The organism is Allohahella sp. A8, assembly GCF_047946665.1.
Taxonomy (GTDB): domain Bacteria; phylum Pseudomonadota; class Gammaproteobacteria; order Pseudomonadales; family Oleiphilaceae; genus Allohahella.
Genome location: NZ_CP172312.1, coordinates 3041736 through 3058050 on the forward strand (window position 1 = coordinate 3041736; position 16315 = coordinate 3058050).

At 58.1% G+C, this 16315-nt stretch carries 13 protein-coding genes; all 13 read right to left on the bottom strand.

Annotated features, from left to right (window positions below; translation table 11 throughout):
• Nucleotides 1-89: 89 nt before the first annotated feature.
• Nucleotides 90-1256, bottom strand: a complete 1167-nt coding sequence (gene ftsZ / locus ACH3PB_RS13670; RefSeq protein WP_416395740.1) for a cell division protein FtsZ — start codon at nt 1254-1256, stop codon at nt 90-92.
• Nucleotides 1257-1330: 74 nt separating this feature from the next.
• Complete coding sequence (ftsA, locus tag ACH3PB_RS13675) at nt 1331-2563, bottom strand: cell division protein FtsA (protein WP_416395741.1); 1233 nt, start codon at nt 2561-2563, stop codon at nt 1331-1333.
• Nucleotides 2550-3692, bottom strand: a complete 1143-nt coding sequence (locus ACH3PB_RS13680) for a cell division protein FtsQ/DivIB (protein ID WP_416395743.1) — start codon at nt 3690-3692, stop codon at nt 2550-2552. The genes ftsA and ACH3PB_RS13680 overlap by 14 nt, the downstream gene beginning before the upstream one ends.
• A gap of 7 nt (nt 3693-3699) precedes the next feature.
• Nucleotides 3700-4707, bottom strand: coding sequence for a D-alanine--D-alanine ligase (locus ACH3PB_RS13685; RefSeq protein WP_416395745.1), 1008 nt, complete (start codon nt 4705-4707; stop codon nt 3700-3702).
• Nucleotides 4704-6224 (bottom strand): UDP-N-acetylmuramate--L-alanine ligase, encoded by a 1521-nt coding sequence (gene murC / locus ACH3PB_RS13690; protein ID WP_416395746.1) that lies wholly within the window; start codon nt 6222-6224, stop codon nt 4704-4706. Before murC ends, ACH3PB_RS13685 begins: the two co-directional genes overlap by 4 nt.
• Nucleotides 6217-7335, bottom strand: a complete 1119-nt coding sequence (gene murG / locus ACH3PB_RS13695) for an undecaprenyldiphospho-muramoylpentapeptide beta-N-acetylglucosaminyltransferase (RefSeq protein ID WP_416395748.1) — start codon at nt 7333-7335, stop codon at nt 6217-6219. Before murG ends, murC begins: the two co-directional genes overlap by 8 nt.
• Nucleotides 7325-8545 (bottom strand): putative lipid II flippase FtsW, encoded by a 1221-nt coding sequence (gene ftsW, locus ACH3PB_RS13700; RefSeq protein ID WP_416395750.1) that lies wholly within the window; start codon nt 8543-8545, stop codon nt 7325-7327. Before ftsW ends, murG begins: the two co-directional genes overlap by 11 nt.
• A complete protein-coding gene (gene murD, locus ACH3PB_RS13705) occupies nt 8542-9897 on the bottom strand; it encodes a UDP-N-acetylmuramoyl-L-alanine--D-glutamate ligase (RefSeq protein WP_416395752.1) in 1356 nt (451 codons plus the stop codon). Before murD ends, ftsW begins: the two co-directional genes overlap by 4 nt.
• Nucleotides 9898-9925: 28 nt before the next feature.
• Nucleotides 9926-11008, bottom strand: a complete 1083-nt coding sequence (gene mraY, locus ACH3PB_RS13710; protein WP_416395754.1) for a phospho-N-acetylmuramoyl-pentapeptide-transferase — start codon at nt 11006-11008, stop codon at nt 9926-9928.
• Nucleotides 11008-12501, bottom strand: coding sequence for a UDP-N-acetylmuramoyl-tripeptide--D-alanyl-D-alanine ligase (locus ACH3PB_RS13715; RefSeq protein WP_416395756.1), 1494 nt, complete (start codon nt 12499-12501; stop codon nt 11008-11010). The genes mraY and ACH3PB_RS13715 overlap by 1 nt, the downstream gene beginning before the upstream one ends.
• A complete protein-coding gene (locus tag ACH3PB_RS13720; RefSeq protein ID WP_416395757.1) occupies nt 12501-14222 on the bottom strand; it encodes a Mur ligase family protein in 1722 nt (573 codons plus the stop codon). Before ACH3PB_RS13720 ends, ACH3PB_RS13715 begins: the two co-directional genes overlap by 1 nt.
• Nucleotides 14209-15945, bottom strand: coding sequence for a peptidoglycan D,D-transpeptidase FtsI family protein (locus tag ACH3PB_RS13725; protein WP_416395759.1), 1737 nt, complete (start codon nt 15943-15945; stop codon nt 14209-14211). Before ACH3PB_RS13725 ends, ACH3PB_RS13720 begins: the two co-directional genes overlap by 14 nt.
• Entirely contained in the window at nt 15938-16315 is a 378-nt protein-coding gene (gene ftsL / locus ACH3PB_RS13730; RefSeq protein WP_416395761.1) for a cell division protein FtsL, read from the bottom strand. The genes ACH3PB_RS13725 and ftsL overlap by 8 nt, the downstream gene beginning before the upstream one ends.

Sequence of the window (16315 nt, forward strand, 5' to 3'; positions counted from 1 at the left end):
CACAGCTGGAAATCGCAAAATATCATGATGCCGTTTCCCGCCCCCTGGATTCGATATGGCGGCGAGAAACGACCTCTGCAAGGCTTGAATCAATCAGCCTGTCGACGCAAGAATGCCGGAATATCAAGGTAATCGATATTGGGGGATTCTCCTACAGCACGTCTATCGAGCGCGGCATTACCCACTGAACCACCGCTGTGGCCTCGCTTGCGCATGACGGCTGGACGGTCGAGCTGATGATAATCAGTCGTTCCATTGGGCTGACGGGAGCTGTTGTCGACCACCTTCACCGGCTTCTCATAACCGCCGAGTCCAGTTGCGACTACAGTAACGCGAATCTCGTCCTTCAGCTCATTGTTGATTGCAGTACCAATAACCACGGTAGCCGAATCTGAAGCAAACTCTTCGATAATGGCACCCACTTCGGCGAACTCGCCCAGCGAAATGTCCATGCCTGCGGTAATATTGACCAGTATACCACGCGCACCCTGAAGATTGATGTCCTCGAGCAGTGGGCTTCTGATGGCATGCTCTGCAGCTTCCTTCGCACGACCTTCGCCTGACGCAACACCAGAGCCCATCATTGCCATGCCCATTTCAGACATGACGGTCTTCACGTCGGCAAAGTCGACGTTGATCATGCCTGGGTTGACGATAAGATCTGCAATACCCTGGACGGCATTGAGCAGGACATCGTTGGCGGCAGCGAAGGCGTCCAGCAGGCTGGTGTTCTTGCCCATGACGCTCAGCAGCTTCTCGTTGGGGATGGTGATGAGCGAGTCGACGTACTGCCCAAGCTCCTTGAGGCCGGCTTCGGCGATCTTCATGCGCTTGGCGCCTTCGAAGGGAAACGGGCGCGTGACAACGGCAACGGTCAGAATGCCAAGCTCACGTGCAACTTCCGCTACAACTGGCGCGCCACCTGTACCTGTGCCGCCGCCCATACCGGCTGTGATGAATACCATATCGGCACCGGCAATGACTTCAGCGATGCGCTCGCGATCTTCAATGGCAGCCTGACGACCCACGTCAGGATTAGCCCCTGCGCCCAGACCTTTGGTGATATTGCCACCAAGCTGGATGACGTGCTTTGGATCAAGATCGCGCAGCGCCTGGGCGTCGGTATTGGCGCATACGAATTCGACGCCAGCCACCTGATTTTCCAGCATGTGACGAACGGCGTTGCCGCCACCACCACCGACGCCAACGACCTTGATGACTGCATTCTGTGTAACACTTTCGACGAGTTCAAACATATCCCAAATCTCCCTCAACAGTGATGTTGATTATTTTGTTATTGAATTAACTTCTTTTTTCATGACTGAACTATTTAAAAATTGCCAGCGAACCAGTGCTTCAGCCTCTGCAACCAGTTCGTGGAGTGATCTGTTTTCTGCGAATTGCCCCGTCCGCTGTCGAGTTGTCTGAACCCGTACTGCAGCAGCCCTACGGCTGTGCTGTACTTCGGGTTGCTCACTACATCCGACAAGCCGGTAACGCCCTGGGGCGATGCGAGCCTGACTGGCATGTGGAAAATTTCTTCGGCGAGTTCGACTACACCTTCCATGCAGGCAGTTCCACCGGTCAGCACCATGCCGGCCGCCACGAGGTCCTCAAAGCCACTTCGACGAAGCTCGTTCTGTACCAGGGTAAACAGCTCCTCGTATCGTGGCTCGACGACTTCAGCCAGGGCCTGCCTGCTGAGATCCCGCGGTGGCCTGTCACCGACGCCACTGACCTTGATCTTTTCATCCGCGCCTGCGAGCTGTGTAAGTGCACAGGCGTATTTGATCTTGATATCTTCCGCATGCTGAGTCGGTGTTCGCAGCGCCATGGCGATGTCGTTGGTCACCTGATCGCCGGCAATCGGAATGACTTCCGTATGGCGAATGGCGCCGCCGGTAAAGATGGCGATGTCGGTGGTGCCGCCGCCGATATCGACCACGCAGACGCCCAGCTCACGTTCATCATCTGTCAGCACGGCATAAGCTGACGCCAGCTGCTCGAGAATGATTTCCTCGACTTCGAGATTGCAGCGCTTCACACACTTCTCAATGTTCTGATAGGCGTTGACGGCACAGGTGACGAGATGAACTTTCGCTTCCAGCCTGACGCCAGACATGCCCAGCGGCTCCTTGACGCCCTCCTGGTTGTCGATCACGTACTCCTGGGGAATCACATGCAGGATGCGCTTGTCTGCGGGAATGGCTGCCGCCTGGGCAGCGTCCAGCACGCGGTCGAGATCGGCTGGTACGACTTCACGATCACGCACCGCAACGATGCCATGCGAGTTGAAGCTCTTGATATGGCTCCCGGCAATGCCGACATAAACCGAGTGAATTCGGCAGCCGGCCATCAGCTCGGCTTCCTCTATAGCACGCTGGATCGCCTGAACAGTGGCTTCGATGTCGACAACGACGCCACGCTTGAGTCCCCGTGAAGGCTGCGAGCCAAGTCCGACGATTTCGATGCTGCCGTCGTCGGTTTTCTGACCAACGATGGCGACGACTTTTGAAGTCCCGATATCAAGGCCAACAATCATGTTTCCGTTAGGACTTACCATTTTTTCCCAATCCCTGAAGCTTCTTGTCTGTAAGGTCCTGCTCGGCCTGTTTCTGCCAGCCGATAGCCAGCCCGCTTGTATATCGCAGGTCGGCATAGGCAATAGTGCTGGCGTCCCGGTGCAGGCCACGGTTATAAATCGTCACGAATCGTTGCAGGCGGCTCTGCAAATCCTTTGAACCAAGCCGCAGCTCGAAGCTGACCGGTACACTGGCGTCACTGACACCTGATTGAAGCGACTCGAGCTGGACTGACCAGCTACCAGCCGCCGACTTCCGCAGGCTGGCAACGCTCAGATCAAGTTCGCCGGTTTCCAGTACCCGAGTGATTTCGTCGTACTGCACGAGGAAATCGTTGCTCTGGGCCTGGGTTGCCGAAAACTCACCATTCCACTCGAAAACTGGCAGCATGCCGATAGTGCTGCGCAGGTTCTCAACGGCTGACAGACTGGCCGGTGTATCTCCGTAGACCTCGCCAGCTGGTAGCTCAATCAGGCTGCCATCTTTGCTGACGAAGGCTGAAAACCGGGATTCTCCGTTCACTGATCCCGCGCCGTTCTGTTCAGAGACATCCGACCATGCAAAGGCAGGCACATGTTCCTCAACCGTCACTTTCAGCTTGCCTGACCAACCTCTCAATACCGATGCACTCCGGACCCAGGGCAACTCGGCCAGCGTCCGCTGTGCCTGGCGCAGGTCGTAAAGATAGAAGCTGGTGTCGGGACCGGAAGGCACCAGTTCATCGATCAGTCTCTGCGTGGTGAACTGATTTTCCGACATCAATTCCACGGCACTCACTGGCTTGTCGAGTGCCCGTAGACCAGCATACGCACCACCGAAAGTAAGTAACCAGAACGCGAATATTCCACCATGCACACAGGTCTGCCTGACGCGCGCAGACGATGAAAATGCTGTCAAGGCGGCCCAGCACCGACCGGCAGTCGCGCTGAAGCGTTGCCAGAACGAGGGGCCCAGCCGACTTGCTCCGCGTGAAGTCGGTCTGCCCTGCCGGCTGAAATAGCGGGTGTGGGCACCGGAAGACTGTGCAGGCGCGGCACCACGACGGTACAGGCCGGCTGATGCCGACTGTCCTCGTACGGGTTGCCGTGGCAGTCGATGTGACTGATGCATCTGCGGTCTAGCCAATGTTCTGAGCCCTCCAGCTGTCAAGTAAGTGGGTGAGATGACTGTTTATGCTCTCGCCGGTATTTCCAGCCAGCGTCTCCGCCAGCACCAGCACGACGAGACTCTGGAAATCGAGCCCTATAGCTGCTGCAGCCATCGGGACCAGGCTGTGATCGGTCATGCCAGGCACCGTATTGACCTCGAGCAGCCAGACCGTATCGTGCTGATCGATCATGAGATCGACCCGCGACCAGCCTCTGGCGCCGACGACCTGATTCGCCTGTAGCGCGAGCGCTGCGACTTCCGGCTCACGCTTGCCGAGATCGCACGGCAGCCCATAACGTGTTGAGCTGAGTTCGTATTTTGCGGCGTAGTCGTAGAATGCTTCGCCGGTACTGAGGCCTATGATTGGCAGTGCCTGGTCGTGCAGCACCGCCATCGTGTATTCACGACCCCGGATATACTGCTCGGCGATGACCACCGAATCGTAGGTCGCGGCGTGTTTCCACGCGGCCTCCAGCTCATTGGCCGAGTGCACTCTGCGCATCCCGATACTTGAGCCCTCATGCACCGGCTTCACCATGGCTTCGCCGCCAAGTTGCGCCATCGCCTCTGACCAGTCGGTGTCTGCCCCAAGCACCACATAGGCCGGGGTGGGCAGGCCCTGGCTCAACCACAACTGCTTGGTCCGCAGCTTGTTCATGGCGAGTGCAGACGTCAGCACGTCACTGCCCGTGTAGGGCTTGCCCATAAGTTGCAGCAGGCCCTGTATGCTGCCGTCTTCACCGCCACGCCCGTGGAGAAGAATGAGGACCCGGTCAAACTCGGCGGCAATGATTGCTGCCAGGCCGTCAGCCGGATCCAGATGAAAGCAGTCGATCCCTGCATCCAGCAGCGCTGAGTGAACAGCCTTGCCCCCTTTGAGACTGACTGCACGCTCGGCTGAAGTGCCGCCGTAGAGCAGCAATACGCGACCGAAGTCTGCCGCCGAAATGTTCAATGTCTTCAGGATCGAGCTCATGCGGTCCTCCCTGCTGTATTGCCTGCGTCGTCCGATTGTGCCTCGAATGCGACGGCCAGCTCTGAGGCCAACGCACCTACGTCACCGGCGCCCTGCGTGATCACCAGGTCGTGCGGCTGCAGCATGGCCATGAGTTTGCTCATCAAGGTTGACCGGTCAGTGAGCAGCACCGGGTCCACTGTGCTCTGCTGGCGAATACTCCGCGCCAGACTGCGGCTGTCTGCGCCGGGAATCTCTTTCTCTCCCGCTGGATAGACATCGAGCAGAATGAGCACGTCGACCATGCTCAGCACCTTGACGAAATCATCGTAGAGCTCGCTGGTTCGCGAGTATCGATGGGGCTGAAAGATCATGACGATCCGTCGTTCCGGCCAGCCGGCACGGATAGCTTCGATGGTTACAGTCACCTCACGTGGATGATGGCCGTAGTCGTCTACCAGCATCACATCATCGACCGGCGTACCGGCTTCACTTCTGAGCTTGAAGTTGCCATACATCTGGAAGCGGCGGCCCACGCCTTCGAAACTGGACAGTGCCTTGATCACTGCCTCGTCTTCGATACCTTCATCCATGGCCAGTGCAATCGCGGCGAGCGCGTTGAGCACATTGTGACGGCCGGGCATCTTGAGGCAGATTTCCAGATCGGGCAGACCCGCTGGTCGCTTGGCATTGAAGCAGGTGATATTGCCTTCCTGACGGATATTCTCAGCTCTGAAATCTGCGCTTTCGTGAACGCCATAGGTCACCACGGCACGGCCGATCTGGCTCCTGATCTCACGCAACACCGGATCGTCGATACAGATGATGACCAGGCCATAAAATGGCAGGTTATGCAGGAAGTCGATAAAGGTCTGCTTGAGCCGACCGAAATCACCTCCGTATGTGTGCATGTGGTCGGCATCGATATTGGTAACGATTGCAACCATCGGTGTCAGGTGCAGGAATGAGGCATCGCTTTCATCGGCCTCAACAACCAAGTAGCGAGAGCCGCCTATTTTCGCGTTAGTGCCGGCACTGTTCAGTCTTCCGCCGATCACGAAGGTCGGGTCGAGCCCGGCTTCCGCCATGACAGAGGCGACGAGGCTGGTTGTAGTCGTCTTACCATGGGTACCCGCCACGGCGATGCCATGACGATAGCGCATGATCTCCGCAAGCATCTGCGCGCGTGCGATTACAGGAATGCGCAGACGGGCCGCCTCCAGCACCTCAGGATTCTCACTGCCGACGGCGGTGGAGGCCACGACCACGTCGATCCCCGTAACGTTAGCTTCACTATGCCCTATCGCCACAGTGACGCCGAGTTGACGCAGGCGCCGGGTCACTGCAGTTTCGTAAAGATCAGAACCGCTGATTTCATAGCCCTGGTTCAACATGACCTCGGCGATACCACACATGCCAGAGCCACCAATACCGATGAAATGGATCTTCCTCACCCGGCGCATTTCTGGTGGCAGCCAGGCTGGCACTGGCTGATCCAGCGTCGAAGTCACAACAGTGTCGTTGCTGGCATCAGGCATGAGCGAGCTCCCTCGTGCAGACGGACAGGCAATAGTCGGCAACCGTGGTTGCGGCATCAATGCGGGCCACAGCTTCGGCTGCCTGTCCCATGTGGCTAAGTGTTTCATGATTTCCCAAAAGTCCTTCCAGTAGTTGTGCCAATCCCTGAGCATTCAGATCGCGCTGATCGATGAGTCTGGCAGCGTTCGCAGCGACCATTGTTTCAGCATTGCGCGTTTGATGATCGTCGATAGCATGTGGGTAGGGCACCAGGACTGCTGGCACACCGGTCACTGCCAGTTCAGCAATGGTCAATGCGCCGGCGCGACACACGGCCACTGCGGCGTGCTCGTAGGCCTTCGCCATATCGTCGATGAACTCGACGACCTCAGCTTCGATTTCAAGCTGATCATAAAGTGCCTGACAGGCGGCAGCCTTGCCGGCACCTGCCTGGTGCAGAACTTTCGGCCGTTGCGCCGGCTCGATGTTAGCCAAGGCCTGCGGCAGTATTTCGTTCAGCACCTGCGCACCTCGACTACCACCCAGAACAAGTAGATGCCTAGCGGCGCCGGCAGTTCTATGCCGACGCCTGGCCGACACGTCGACGAGCTCAGTCCGCACGGGGTTACCGACCCACTCCGCGCGCGCCCGAACGCTGCCTTTGAAGGTACCTTCGAAGCCCTCGAATACTCTGTCTGCAACCGTTGCCAGCCACCGGTTAGTCGTGCCGGGTACGGCATTTTGTTCATGCAGCACGAGCGGACGACGCATCAGCCATGCGGCGATTCCGCCCGGACCTGACGCAAAGCCCCCGAGACCTAATACGCAGTCAGGCTGCTGATCACGAATGATGGCGCAAGCCTGCGCGACCGACCGCACGAGCTGAAAAGGCGCCTTCAACCAGCTGCCTGCGCTTTTTCCGCGGACACCCGAAATATCGAGGAGCTTCAGTTTAAAGCCATGCTTCGGCACGACCTGCACTTCCATACCGGCCTTAGAGCCCAACCAAGTGACTTCGGCGCCGCGCGTCTCGAGCACCTTGGCGACGGAAAGGCCAGGAAAGATATGCCCACCTGTGCCACCGGCCATGATGAGCACTGTTGGTCCTCGACCCATCGTTTCAGCTGGCATGCTGCACCTCCGGCGAGCGGCCTCTTGGACGTCGCGGCATTCGCGCTGACTGCTCGGCTTTAGCGGCATTATTGCCTCCGTCCGTAGCGAGTAATCGCAAGCTCTCGGTTTCAATGCGCACCAGCAGAGCGACTGCCAACAGGCTGCCGACAAGGCTCGATCCACCATAGCTGATAAACGGCAGGGCGAGACCTTTCGTTGGCAGCAGACCTGTGTTCACGCCGAGATTCACAAGCACCTGTATACCGACGAGGATCGCTATGCCATAGGCAAGGTAGGCTTGGAAGAGCCGTTCCAGCCTCTCCGCCTTGCGGCCAACCCGCAGCCCGCTAACGACCAGGGCTGCGAAAGTCAGCAGGAGTAATAGCGCGCCGATCAGACCAAACTCTTCAGCCGTGACTGCGAATACAAAATCCGTATGGGCTTCTGGAAGATAGCTCAGCTTCTGCACTGAATTGCCAAGACCGACACCGAACCATTCGCCACGCCCGAAGGCGATGAGGGCCTGAGTCAGCTGGTAGCCAGAGTCGTACTGGTCGACCCATGGGTCAGTGTAAGAGGTCAGTCGGGCCAGACGATAAGGTTCGGCAACGGCCAACAGGGCCAGCGCAGCGAGCGTCAGTAGTATCAGGAGGCTAAAATGACTCAGCTTGACGCCGCTCAGAAATATCATGCCGAGAACGGCCGTCAGAACCACCACGAGCGCACCAAAGTCCGGCTCGCTCAATAACAGCAGTGCGCAGACCAGAAAGACTAGGAGGGGTTTGAAGAAGCCCCACCAGCTCTGCCGTACTTCCTCTACCTTGCGCGCCAGATAGCCGGCAATGTAGATGATGAGGCCGAGCTTCGCGAACTCTGATGCCTGGAGATTGATGGGGCCGAGATTGATCCAGCGGGTACTCCCGTTAACCGTTTTGCCAATGCCTGGCACCAGTACCAGAACAAGCAGAATGATGGATACCGCCAGAGCGAGAACGCTGAGCCCGAACAGTCGTTCGCTCGGCGTTTTCAGTACCACAATCGACACCGCACAGCCAATGACGAGGAAGAAGAGATGCCGCACAAGGTAGTGTGTGGAGTCGAGATTGCTGTCTACCGCATAATCTATGCTCGAAGAGAACACCATGATGATCCCGAACAGCGTCAACAGCAGGGTCGAGATGTACATGGTTGTCAGTAGTGACGGCCAGACCGGCTTGAAGCTCATCATGCGCCAAGCCTCCCGACCATACTTGCGAACTTCGCGCCGCGGTCTTCATAGCCTGTAAACTGATCAAAGCTTGCACAGGCTGGAGAGAGCAGGATCAGGTCACCTGGCTTTGCCTCGGCTCGGGCTGTCTCCAGTGCAGTAGCCAGGTCCTGTGAAATCGTCAGGGAGGCCGGACGCTGATTGTTTGCCGAAAATGCGCCCTGCACCAGCACTGCATCGCGCCCATATAAATGAGCACTGGCAAGCTGGCGGCTGACCTTCGCCAGGGGCGTGAAGTCCTGACCTTTGCCATCGCCACCACAGAGCAGATGAATGCGTCCGGCGTACTCCGTGGAGAAGCCATCTACTGCTGCAAGGGCGGCGCCCACATTGGTCGCCTTGGAATCATTGATGTACACCACGCCGTCAACCTCGGCTACGAAGGCACAGCGGTGCGGCAGCCCGATGTACTGCTTCAGCGCAGACAAACAGGCAGCCTGATCGAGTTCGAGCTGCTCTGCCAGCGCGAGGGCCGCAAGTGCGTTCAGCCAGTTGTGACGGCCCTGAATCTTCAGCTCGGTGGTTGGCAGCAGAAGCGTACGACCCTTGGCCAGATGCCATTGCCCATCTTCGTTGCGTAGGCCGTAATCGTTGGGCTCGGGCTCTCTGCTGGTGAAACCGATGGCTGAGCGGTCGCGGGAGAGTGGCGCCTGGGCTAGTGGATCATCACGGTTGAGGACCATCTTGCGAGCGCCGTTAAACACGCGGATCTTCGCATTGTGGTAGGCCAGCATGTTGTCGTAGCGATCCATATGATCCTGCGACAGATTCAACACCGTGGCCGCAGCCGCACCCAGATGGCGCGTCGTTTCCAACTGAAAGCTGGACACCTCGAGTACGTAAAGCTCGACCTTCGGATCCAGCAGGTCGAGTGCAGGAGTACCCAGGTTACCGCCCGCGACGCTGTGCAAACCGCAGGCCTGAGCCATGGCATGCAGTAGTGTCGTGACGGTACTTTTGCCATTAGACCCCGTTATTGCCGCAACGGGCGCCGCAGCAGCTTCGCTGAACAGGTCGATATCGCCACGCAGCGGCTTCACTTCGGCCAGTTCCTTCAAGAGCGCTTGACGCAGATCTATACCTGGGCTCACCCAGATCTCATCCGCCTGTCTCAGCCAGGCTTCATGCAGACCGCCGAAATGGAAAGTCACCTCCGGCCACGCCAGCTTGAGCTGGGTGAAGGCGAGGGTTTCGGCGCGAGTATCCATCAGCACCACCTGATAGGCGCGCGAGCGGGCATAGCGCAGCAGCGATTGACCGGTGACACCTGCCCCGATAATCGCTACTGCCTTGTCTGCTGCCAAAATGCTCACGCCTTGCTTCCCATCGTTAGTGTCATGCCTATCTGATTTTCAGTGTCGCCAGGCCCACGAGGACCAGCACGACCGTAATGACCCAGAAACGCACGATGACGCGCGGCTCAGGCCAGCCTTTCAGCTCAAAATGATGATGAATCGGTGCCATACGGAATATTCTGCGCCCGGTCAGTTTGAACGATGCGACCTGCAGAATGACCGAGACGGTTTCCAGTACGAAGATGCCGCCCATGATGAACAGCACGATTTCCTGACGAACAATAACGGCCACGACTCCCAACGCCGCGCCCAGCGCCAGCGCGCCGACATCGCCCATGAAGACCTGAGCGGGATAGGTGTTGAACCAGAGGAAGCCCAGGCCCGCACCGACCAACGCGGCCAGGAATACCATGAGCTCGCCGGCACCGGGCAGGTAAGGCACATGCAGGTATTGGGCGAAATTCACGTTGCCAGACACATAAGCAAAGATGCCGAGTGCGCCGCCGACCATGACGGTTGGCATGATCGCCAGGCCATCCAGACCATCGGTCAGATTAACGGCGTTGCTGCTACCGACGATTACGAAATATGTCAGCGCCACGAACCAGAGCCCCAGAGGCAGGGCAACTTCCTTGAAGACCGGGATGATGAACGTGGTCTCTGCTGGCGAGGCTGCAGTGATATACAAAAGAAAGCCTGCAAGCAGACCAAACACAGACTGCCAGAAATACTTCCAGCGTGCGGGCAGGCCCCGGCTGTTCTTTTCGACCACCTTGCGCCAGTCATCAACCCAGCCAATCGCCCCGAAGCTTACCGTGGTCAGTAGCGTGATCCAGATATAGCGATTACTCAAATCTGCCCATAGCAGCGTGCTGACCACGATGGCAACAAGGATGAGCGCACCACCCATGGTCGGTGTACCAGCCTTGCTCAAGTGACTCTCGGGACCGTCGTTTCGAATGCTCTGGCCAATCTGCCGCAGCGCCAGGTTTTTGATTACTTTGGGGCCGACCAGCAGCGAGATACCCAGTGCAGTCAAAACACCCAGAATGGCTCGTAGGGTCAGGTACTGAAAAACGCTGAAGGACGGGAACCAGGTTGAAAGGAAGTCGGCCAGGAACAGCAGCATCAGACCTTACCTCCCCGATCGCTGTTCGCGGCGGAACTGGCAAAGCCCATGCGCTTGAGTACTGCGGCCTTGAGTGTTTCCATACCGGCACTACGCGACCCTTTGAACAACACGCAGACGCCTTCACCACGCTTGAGACGGGCCTGTAGCTCATTCACGAGAGGAATCTGCGCAGCCGCTTTGTCTGTGAAGGCGTGGCACTCGGCATCACCCTTGGCAGCGATCGATTCAAAGCCGCGACGTACTTCGGCTGAAAACTGTCCGATGGCGAAAACGCTGGCGAAGCCACGTACGGCCGCCTGCGCACCCAGCTCGAAATGGGCAGCTTTGGCAGTGCCGCCCAGCTCGGCCATATCGCCCAGCACGGCCACACCAACGCCCTCGGCACCGGCCAGTACATCCAGCGCCGCGACCATGGAGGCCGGGTTCGCATTGTAACTATCATCGATACAGGTCAGACCGTGGCCATAGCGTTCGAACTGCAGACGCCCGCCAACTGGCCGAGCCGCGCTGAGACCTTCGGCAATGGCTGACGGCTTGAGACCAAGCATGAAACAGGCTGCGGAGGCAGCCAGCGCATTACTGATATTGTGTCGTCCCGCGAACTGCAGGTGCACAGCCACTTCAGCGGGCTTGCCAGCGTCTCCAGGGCGACGCAGAACCAGCGTGAAGCTGGATCCACTTTCGTTGGACTGGACATTCTTCGCGGTGACATCGGCGCTCTCATGGAAGCCGAAGCTGATAATATCGGGCTTCTGTGACAGGTTCTGACAGAAGGTAAGCCAGAATGGATAGTTCTTGTCATCGCGATTGAGCACGGCCGAACCCGAGCCTAACAGGCCTTCGAAAATTTCGGCCTTGGCCTGAACGATTCGCTCGAGACTGCCGAAGCCTTCGAGATGTGCCGAGCCCGCGTTGTTGAGAATAGCGACCTGAGGAAGCGTCATTCTGGTGGTCCGCGCTATTTCGCCAACGGCACTGGCACCGAGCTCGAAAACCCCAGCCACATGCTGGTCGTTAAGCTGAAGCAGACTCAGCGGTACGCCGATCTCGTTATTGAGATTACCCTGGGTCTTGGCTACAGCCCCACGGGTTGCAAGTATACTTGCCAGCATCTCTTTCACGCTGGTCTTGCCGGCAGACCCAGTGACCGCCGCGACGAGTCCCCGAAAGCGGGCACGGTTGGCTCTGCCAATCTGCCCCAGGGCACGCAGCGTGTCGTCAACCACCAGGATTTTCTGCTTGTCGACGATCTGTCCTGCTGCCTTGAGCTCCGCGAGGGATTTGCTGGATAGCGCCGCTACCGCCCCTTGTTGAAGCGCCTGGGCTATATAGTCATGACCATCGAATCGCTCACCAACGAGCGCCACGAATAACGCGCCTTTCAGCGGCTTCCTTGTATCTGTTTCAACAGCTGTCACAGCTTGAGGTCCGCCGGCGTACTCTGCCGACGTGATCGCTGCAATCTTGTGTGTATCCCAAAGGCCTATCACTACATCTTCTCCTGACGCTGCAGCGGCGTATCGGCAGCTGAGGGCTTTTTAACAGACGGGGACTGAAGACGCTCCAGCACCTTCCTGACCACATCCAGATCTGAAAACGGCAGCCGACGACCGGCGTACTCCTGATAATCTTCATGGCCCTTGCCAGCAACGAGGACAAGCGAGCTGCTGTCTGCGGTCTCGATGGCTGCCGCAATTGCCTGCTCACGCTGTTCGATCACCTCGACAGCTGCATTACCGGTTTCAGTACCTTCGCGAATGTCGCTGATGATGCTGTACGGATCTTCGCTGCGCGGGTTGTCGCTTGTGAGAATGATCTTGCTGCTATGCAGGGAAGCAATCTCGCCCATGAGCGCGCGCTTGCCTTTGTCGCGGTCGCCACCGCAACCAAAGACTGTAGTTACTCGGGTGAACCCATGCTGCTTCAGCGCTGTCAGTGTTTTCTGCAGTGCATCGGGCGTATGTGCATAGTCGATCACTATTCGCGGCTGAGCACCTGCAGAACCAGCCTGAACCATCTGCAGACGACCAGGCACTGCGCGAAGCTGGGCGCAATAACTGACGATCCGGCTGGCGCAGTCAGCGGATTCGACGGTTAGCAAGCGGTCGGGTGTCTGTCCGTTCCGCTTGTGCTGCAGCTGATGCACCATGACGGCATAAACGCAGGCCGCGGCAGTAAGGACATTGGCTAGATTGAACTCACCCATCAGCCTGAGCCGCGGCGTGCCCTTTTCTCCGCTGAGATTGATCGAACAGCTCATACCATCAGCCTTGAGCTCGATATTCTCGGCGCAAACTGTCGCTGCGTGCAGCAGGCTTACCGTCATGAGCTCAGGGCCGCCATGATCGCGATCGTCTGTAGCATCCTCCATGTCTTCGGATGCATCACCACCTGGCCTGGACTGGGCCAGCTCATGACGCCAGAGAGAACCGTAATAGTCATCGTCATTGAAGATGGCCGCCGAGAGGCTCGGCATTGAAAACAGACTCCGCTTGGCGCTGGCATAAGCAGCCAGAGAGCCGTGATAGTCGAGGTGGTCCCGGGTGATATTGGTAAGCGCTGCAACGTCGACCGGAACAGCCGTCAGCCTACCCTGCACCAGTGCATGAGAGCTGGCTTCAAGGAAGACTGCCTGCGCACCCGCATCACGCAGCTCGGCGAGCTGACGCTGTATTGAAACCGCATCTGGTGTGGTGTTTCTGGTGGGACGAAGATGATCCTCCATACCATAGCCCAGCGTGCCTATCACGCCAGCAGGCATGCCGCATAGATTCGAAAGCTGGGCTGCATAATGGCTCACCGAAGTCTTGCCATTGGTGCCGGTAATCGCCACGACAGCCAGTGCTGCAGCCGGTCTGTCGTAGAAATCTGCTGCCAGTTCGGCGATGTCTGCTTCCAAGCCTGGCAACTTGATTCGGGTGAAGGTCACGCCTGCACTGCTCTGTTCCAGCATAACTTCCGCAGCGGCCGACGCTTCGACGCCTTGTAGTACAGCGACTGCACCACGCTCGATGGCCTGCTCGATGAAGTCGGCGCCATCACAGGCCTGCCCGTGCAGCGCGATGAATAGGGAGCCCTCGATGCAGTCCCTGTTATCGATACTCAACTGACCAATGCGACGATCGGCGGCAGCATCCAGGGCAAGAAGGTGCCCTAGCCACTGGGACAGTAATTTGCCCTTCATGACTGGCTCATGCTTAGTGCCGCTCACTGGATGCTCCACTGGCTGAGGCGTCAGCTAACAGCGAATCGGGGCGGTCAGGTTGAACGCCAAGTATCCTGAGCGAATCCGAAACGATGCGTGAAAACACAGGTGCTGCCACTTCGCCACCATAGTATTCGCCTTTCTGGGGGCTGTGGATGACCACCACCACGACGATCTTCGGGTTGTCGGCAGGCGCCATGCCAGCGAACAATGCACTGTACTCCTCTGCCTCGTATCCCTGTGCGCCGAGACGGTGAACTGTTCCCGACTTGCCCGCCACACTGAAGCCACTGACTGCCGCGCGCTTACCGGTACCCTCGGTAATGACCCGACGCAGCATGTTGACCACACTGACTGCCGTATCGGCGCTCATGACCTGAATTGGCGCCTGCTCGTTTTGCTGACCTGCGCGATGAAACAGAGATACAGGTCGACGAACGCCCTTGTTTGCGAGCACCTGATAACCCTGGGCCAGCTGCATGACTGTTGACGACATGCCATAACCATACGCCAGGGAGGACAGTTGAACCGGCTTCCAGGCAGAGGGTGACGGCAGAACCCCATAGCGCTCGCCGGGATATTCGACACCAGTAGGCTGACCGAAACCAGAGTCGCTGAACATACCCCATAGATGCTCGCCGCCGAGCTCTCTGGCAATCTTTGCAGCAGCGACGTTACTGGACTTGGCGATCACACCACCCATGTCCAGGACGCCATAATTGGCACCGTCGCGAATCGTGTAGTTGCCAAGACGGAGATAACCAGGGCTGGTATCGATTTTCGAACCGGCTCTGTACTTGCCAGACTCGAGAGCAGCCGCAATGGTAAATGGCTTCATCGTCGAGCCGGGTTCGAAGACATCTGTCACGGCACGGTTACGCATCCGTTCCGGCTCGAGATCGCTGCGGTCGTTCGGATTGAAGGAAGGCTGATTGACCATGGCGAGCAGTTCGCCGGTCTCGACATCCAGCATGACCACACTGCCAGACTTCGCACCATAGCCGGAGACCGCCGCCTTGAGTTCGCGATAAGCCATGTACTGGAGTCGCAGATCGAGACTCAGCTGTATGTTACGGCCGTCACGTGCCGCATCCTCCAGCTCGAGATGATCGATCACATGGCCTTCACGGTCCTTGAGAACTTTTCGCTTACCGGGCGAGCCGCTTAACCACTCGTTATAGGCCAGCTCGATACCTTCCTGACCACTGTCGTCCACATTGGTCAAACCAGCCACATGGGCGGCCACTTCGCCAGCCGGATAGAAGCGTTTGGATTCAGAGTCTGCTGCCAGCCCTTCGAGCTTGAGCGTCTTGACGGCAGCAGCAAGATCAGGTGAGACATGACGCTTCAGGTACATGAAGCCGCGTTCGGCACGCTGGCGAATATCTTCACGCAGCGCTGCTTCATCAAGTTCCAGCAGAGCAGCCGCCTGCGCCCACTCAGGCTGATCGGGATCTGCGCGACCAGGATTCACCCACAATGTATGCACCGGCGCACTGATGGCCACGGGCACGCCGTTCCGATCATAAATCGAACCGCGAACCGCAGGCAGCACCTCCGATTTGATTGTCCGCAATGCAGCCTGATGCTTCAGCATCGGACTCTGCACGCTATGCAGCATCACGAGCTTGACGCCGATGACGGCGAAACCTGCCGTGAGCCCAGCCAGCACGAGACTGAGACGCCAGCCGGGGAGAGCCAGCGCCTTTTCGGTCCGCTTCTCACTCATTCGTGCTTCCGGCAGCAATACTTCGAGCTACCGAACCACTCAGACCTGTGCCATGCAGGGCATCCGACACGCGCTGAGTAAGTTCAGCGGGCGAAGCGGGACGAACGAGCGCGATCTGATCCGGCTTGGGTTCGCTCAGCGAAAACTCACTTCGCGCCAGCCGCTCTATGCGTGATAGCGAGTCCCACGCACCTTGTTCGACCAGGAGTTGCGCCCACTGTCGCTGAAGCTCGCCTTCTGCCTGCTTGAGTGCGTGCAGATCGGAGAATGACTGTCGGCTCGCCTGCACAGAATAAATAGTGAGCAGTGCAGATAGACAGACCGCAACCATAAGAACGGTCGTCACGGCTTTTCTGTTCAATGGATTCAT

What these genes read in the sequence shown, in the direction of transcription:
- ftsZ (WP_416395740.1), bottom strand. Translation starts at nt 1,256, where the DNA reads ATGTTTGAACTCGTCGAAAGTGTTACACAGAATGCAGTCATCAAGGTC.
- ftsA (WP_416395741.1), bottom strand. Translation starts at nt 2,563, where the DNA reads ATGGTAAGTCCTAACGGAAACATGATTGTTGGCCTTGATATCGGGACT.
- ACH3PB_RS13680 (WP_416395743.1), bottom strand. Translation starts at nt 3,692, where the DNA reads ATGCATCAGTCACATCGACTGCCACGGCAACCCGTACGAGGACAGTCG.
- ACH3PB_RS13685 (WP_416395745.1), bottom strand. Translation starts at nt 4,707, where the DNA reads ATGAGCTCGATCCTGAAGACATTGAACATTTCGGCGGCAGACTTCGGT.
- murC (WP_416395746.1), bottom strand. Translation starts at nt 6,224, where the DNA reads ATGCCTGATGCCAGCAACGACACTGTTGTGACTTCGACGCTGGATCAG.
- murG (WP_416395748.1), bottom strand. Translation starts at nt 7,335, where the DNA reads ATGCCAGCTGAAACGATGGGTCGAGGACCAACAGTGCTCATCATGGCC.
- ftsW (WP_416395750.1), bottom strand. Translation starts at nt 8,545, where the DNA reads ATGATGAGCTTCAAGCCGGTCTGGCCGTCACTACTGACAACCATGTAC.
- mraY (WP_416395754.1), bottom strand. Translation starts at nt 11,008, where the DNA reads ATGCTGCTGTTCCTGGCCGACTTCCTTTCAACCTGGTTCCCGTCCTTC.
- ACH3PB_RS13725 (WP_416395759.1), bottom strand. Translation starts at nt 15,945, where the DNA reads ATGAGTGAGAAGCGGACCGAAAAGGCGCTGGCTCTCCCCGGCTGGCGT.
- ftsL (WP_416395761.1), bottom strand. Translation starts at nt 16,315, where the DNA reads ATGAATCCATTGAACAGAAAAGCCGTGACGACCGTTCTTATGGTTGCG.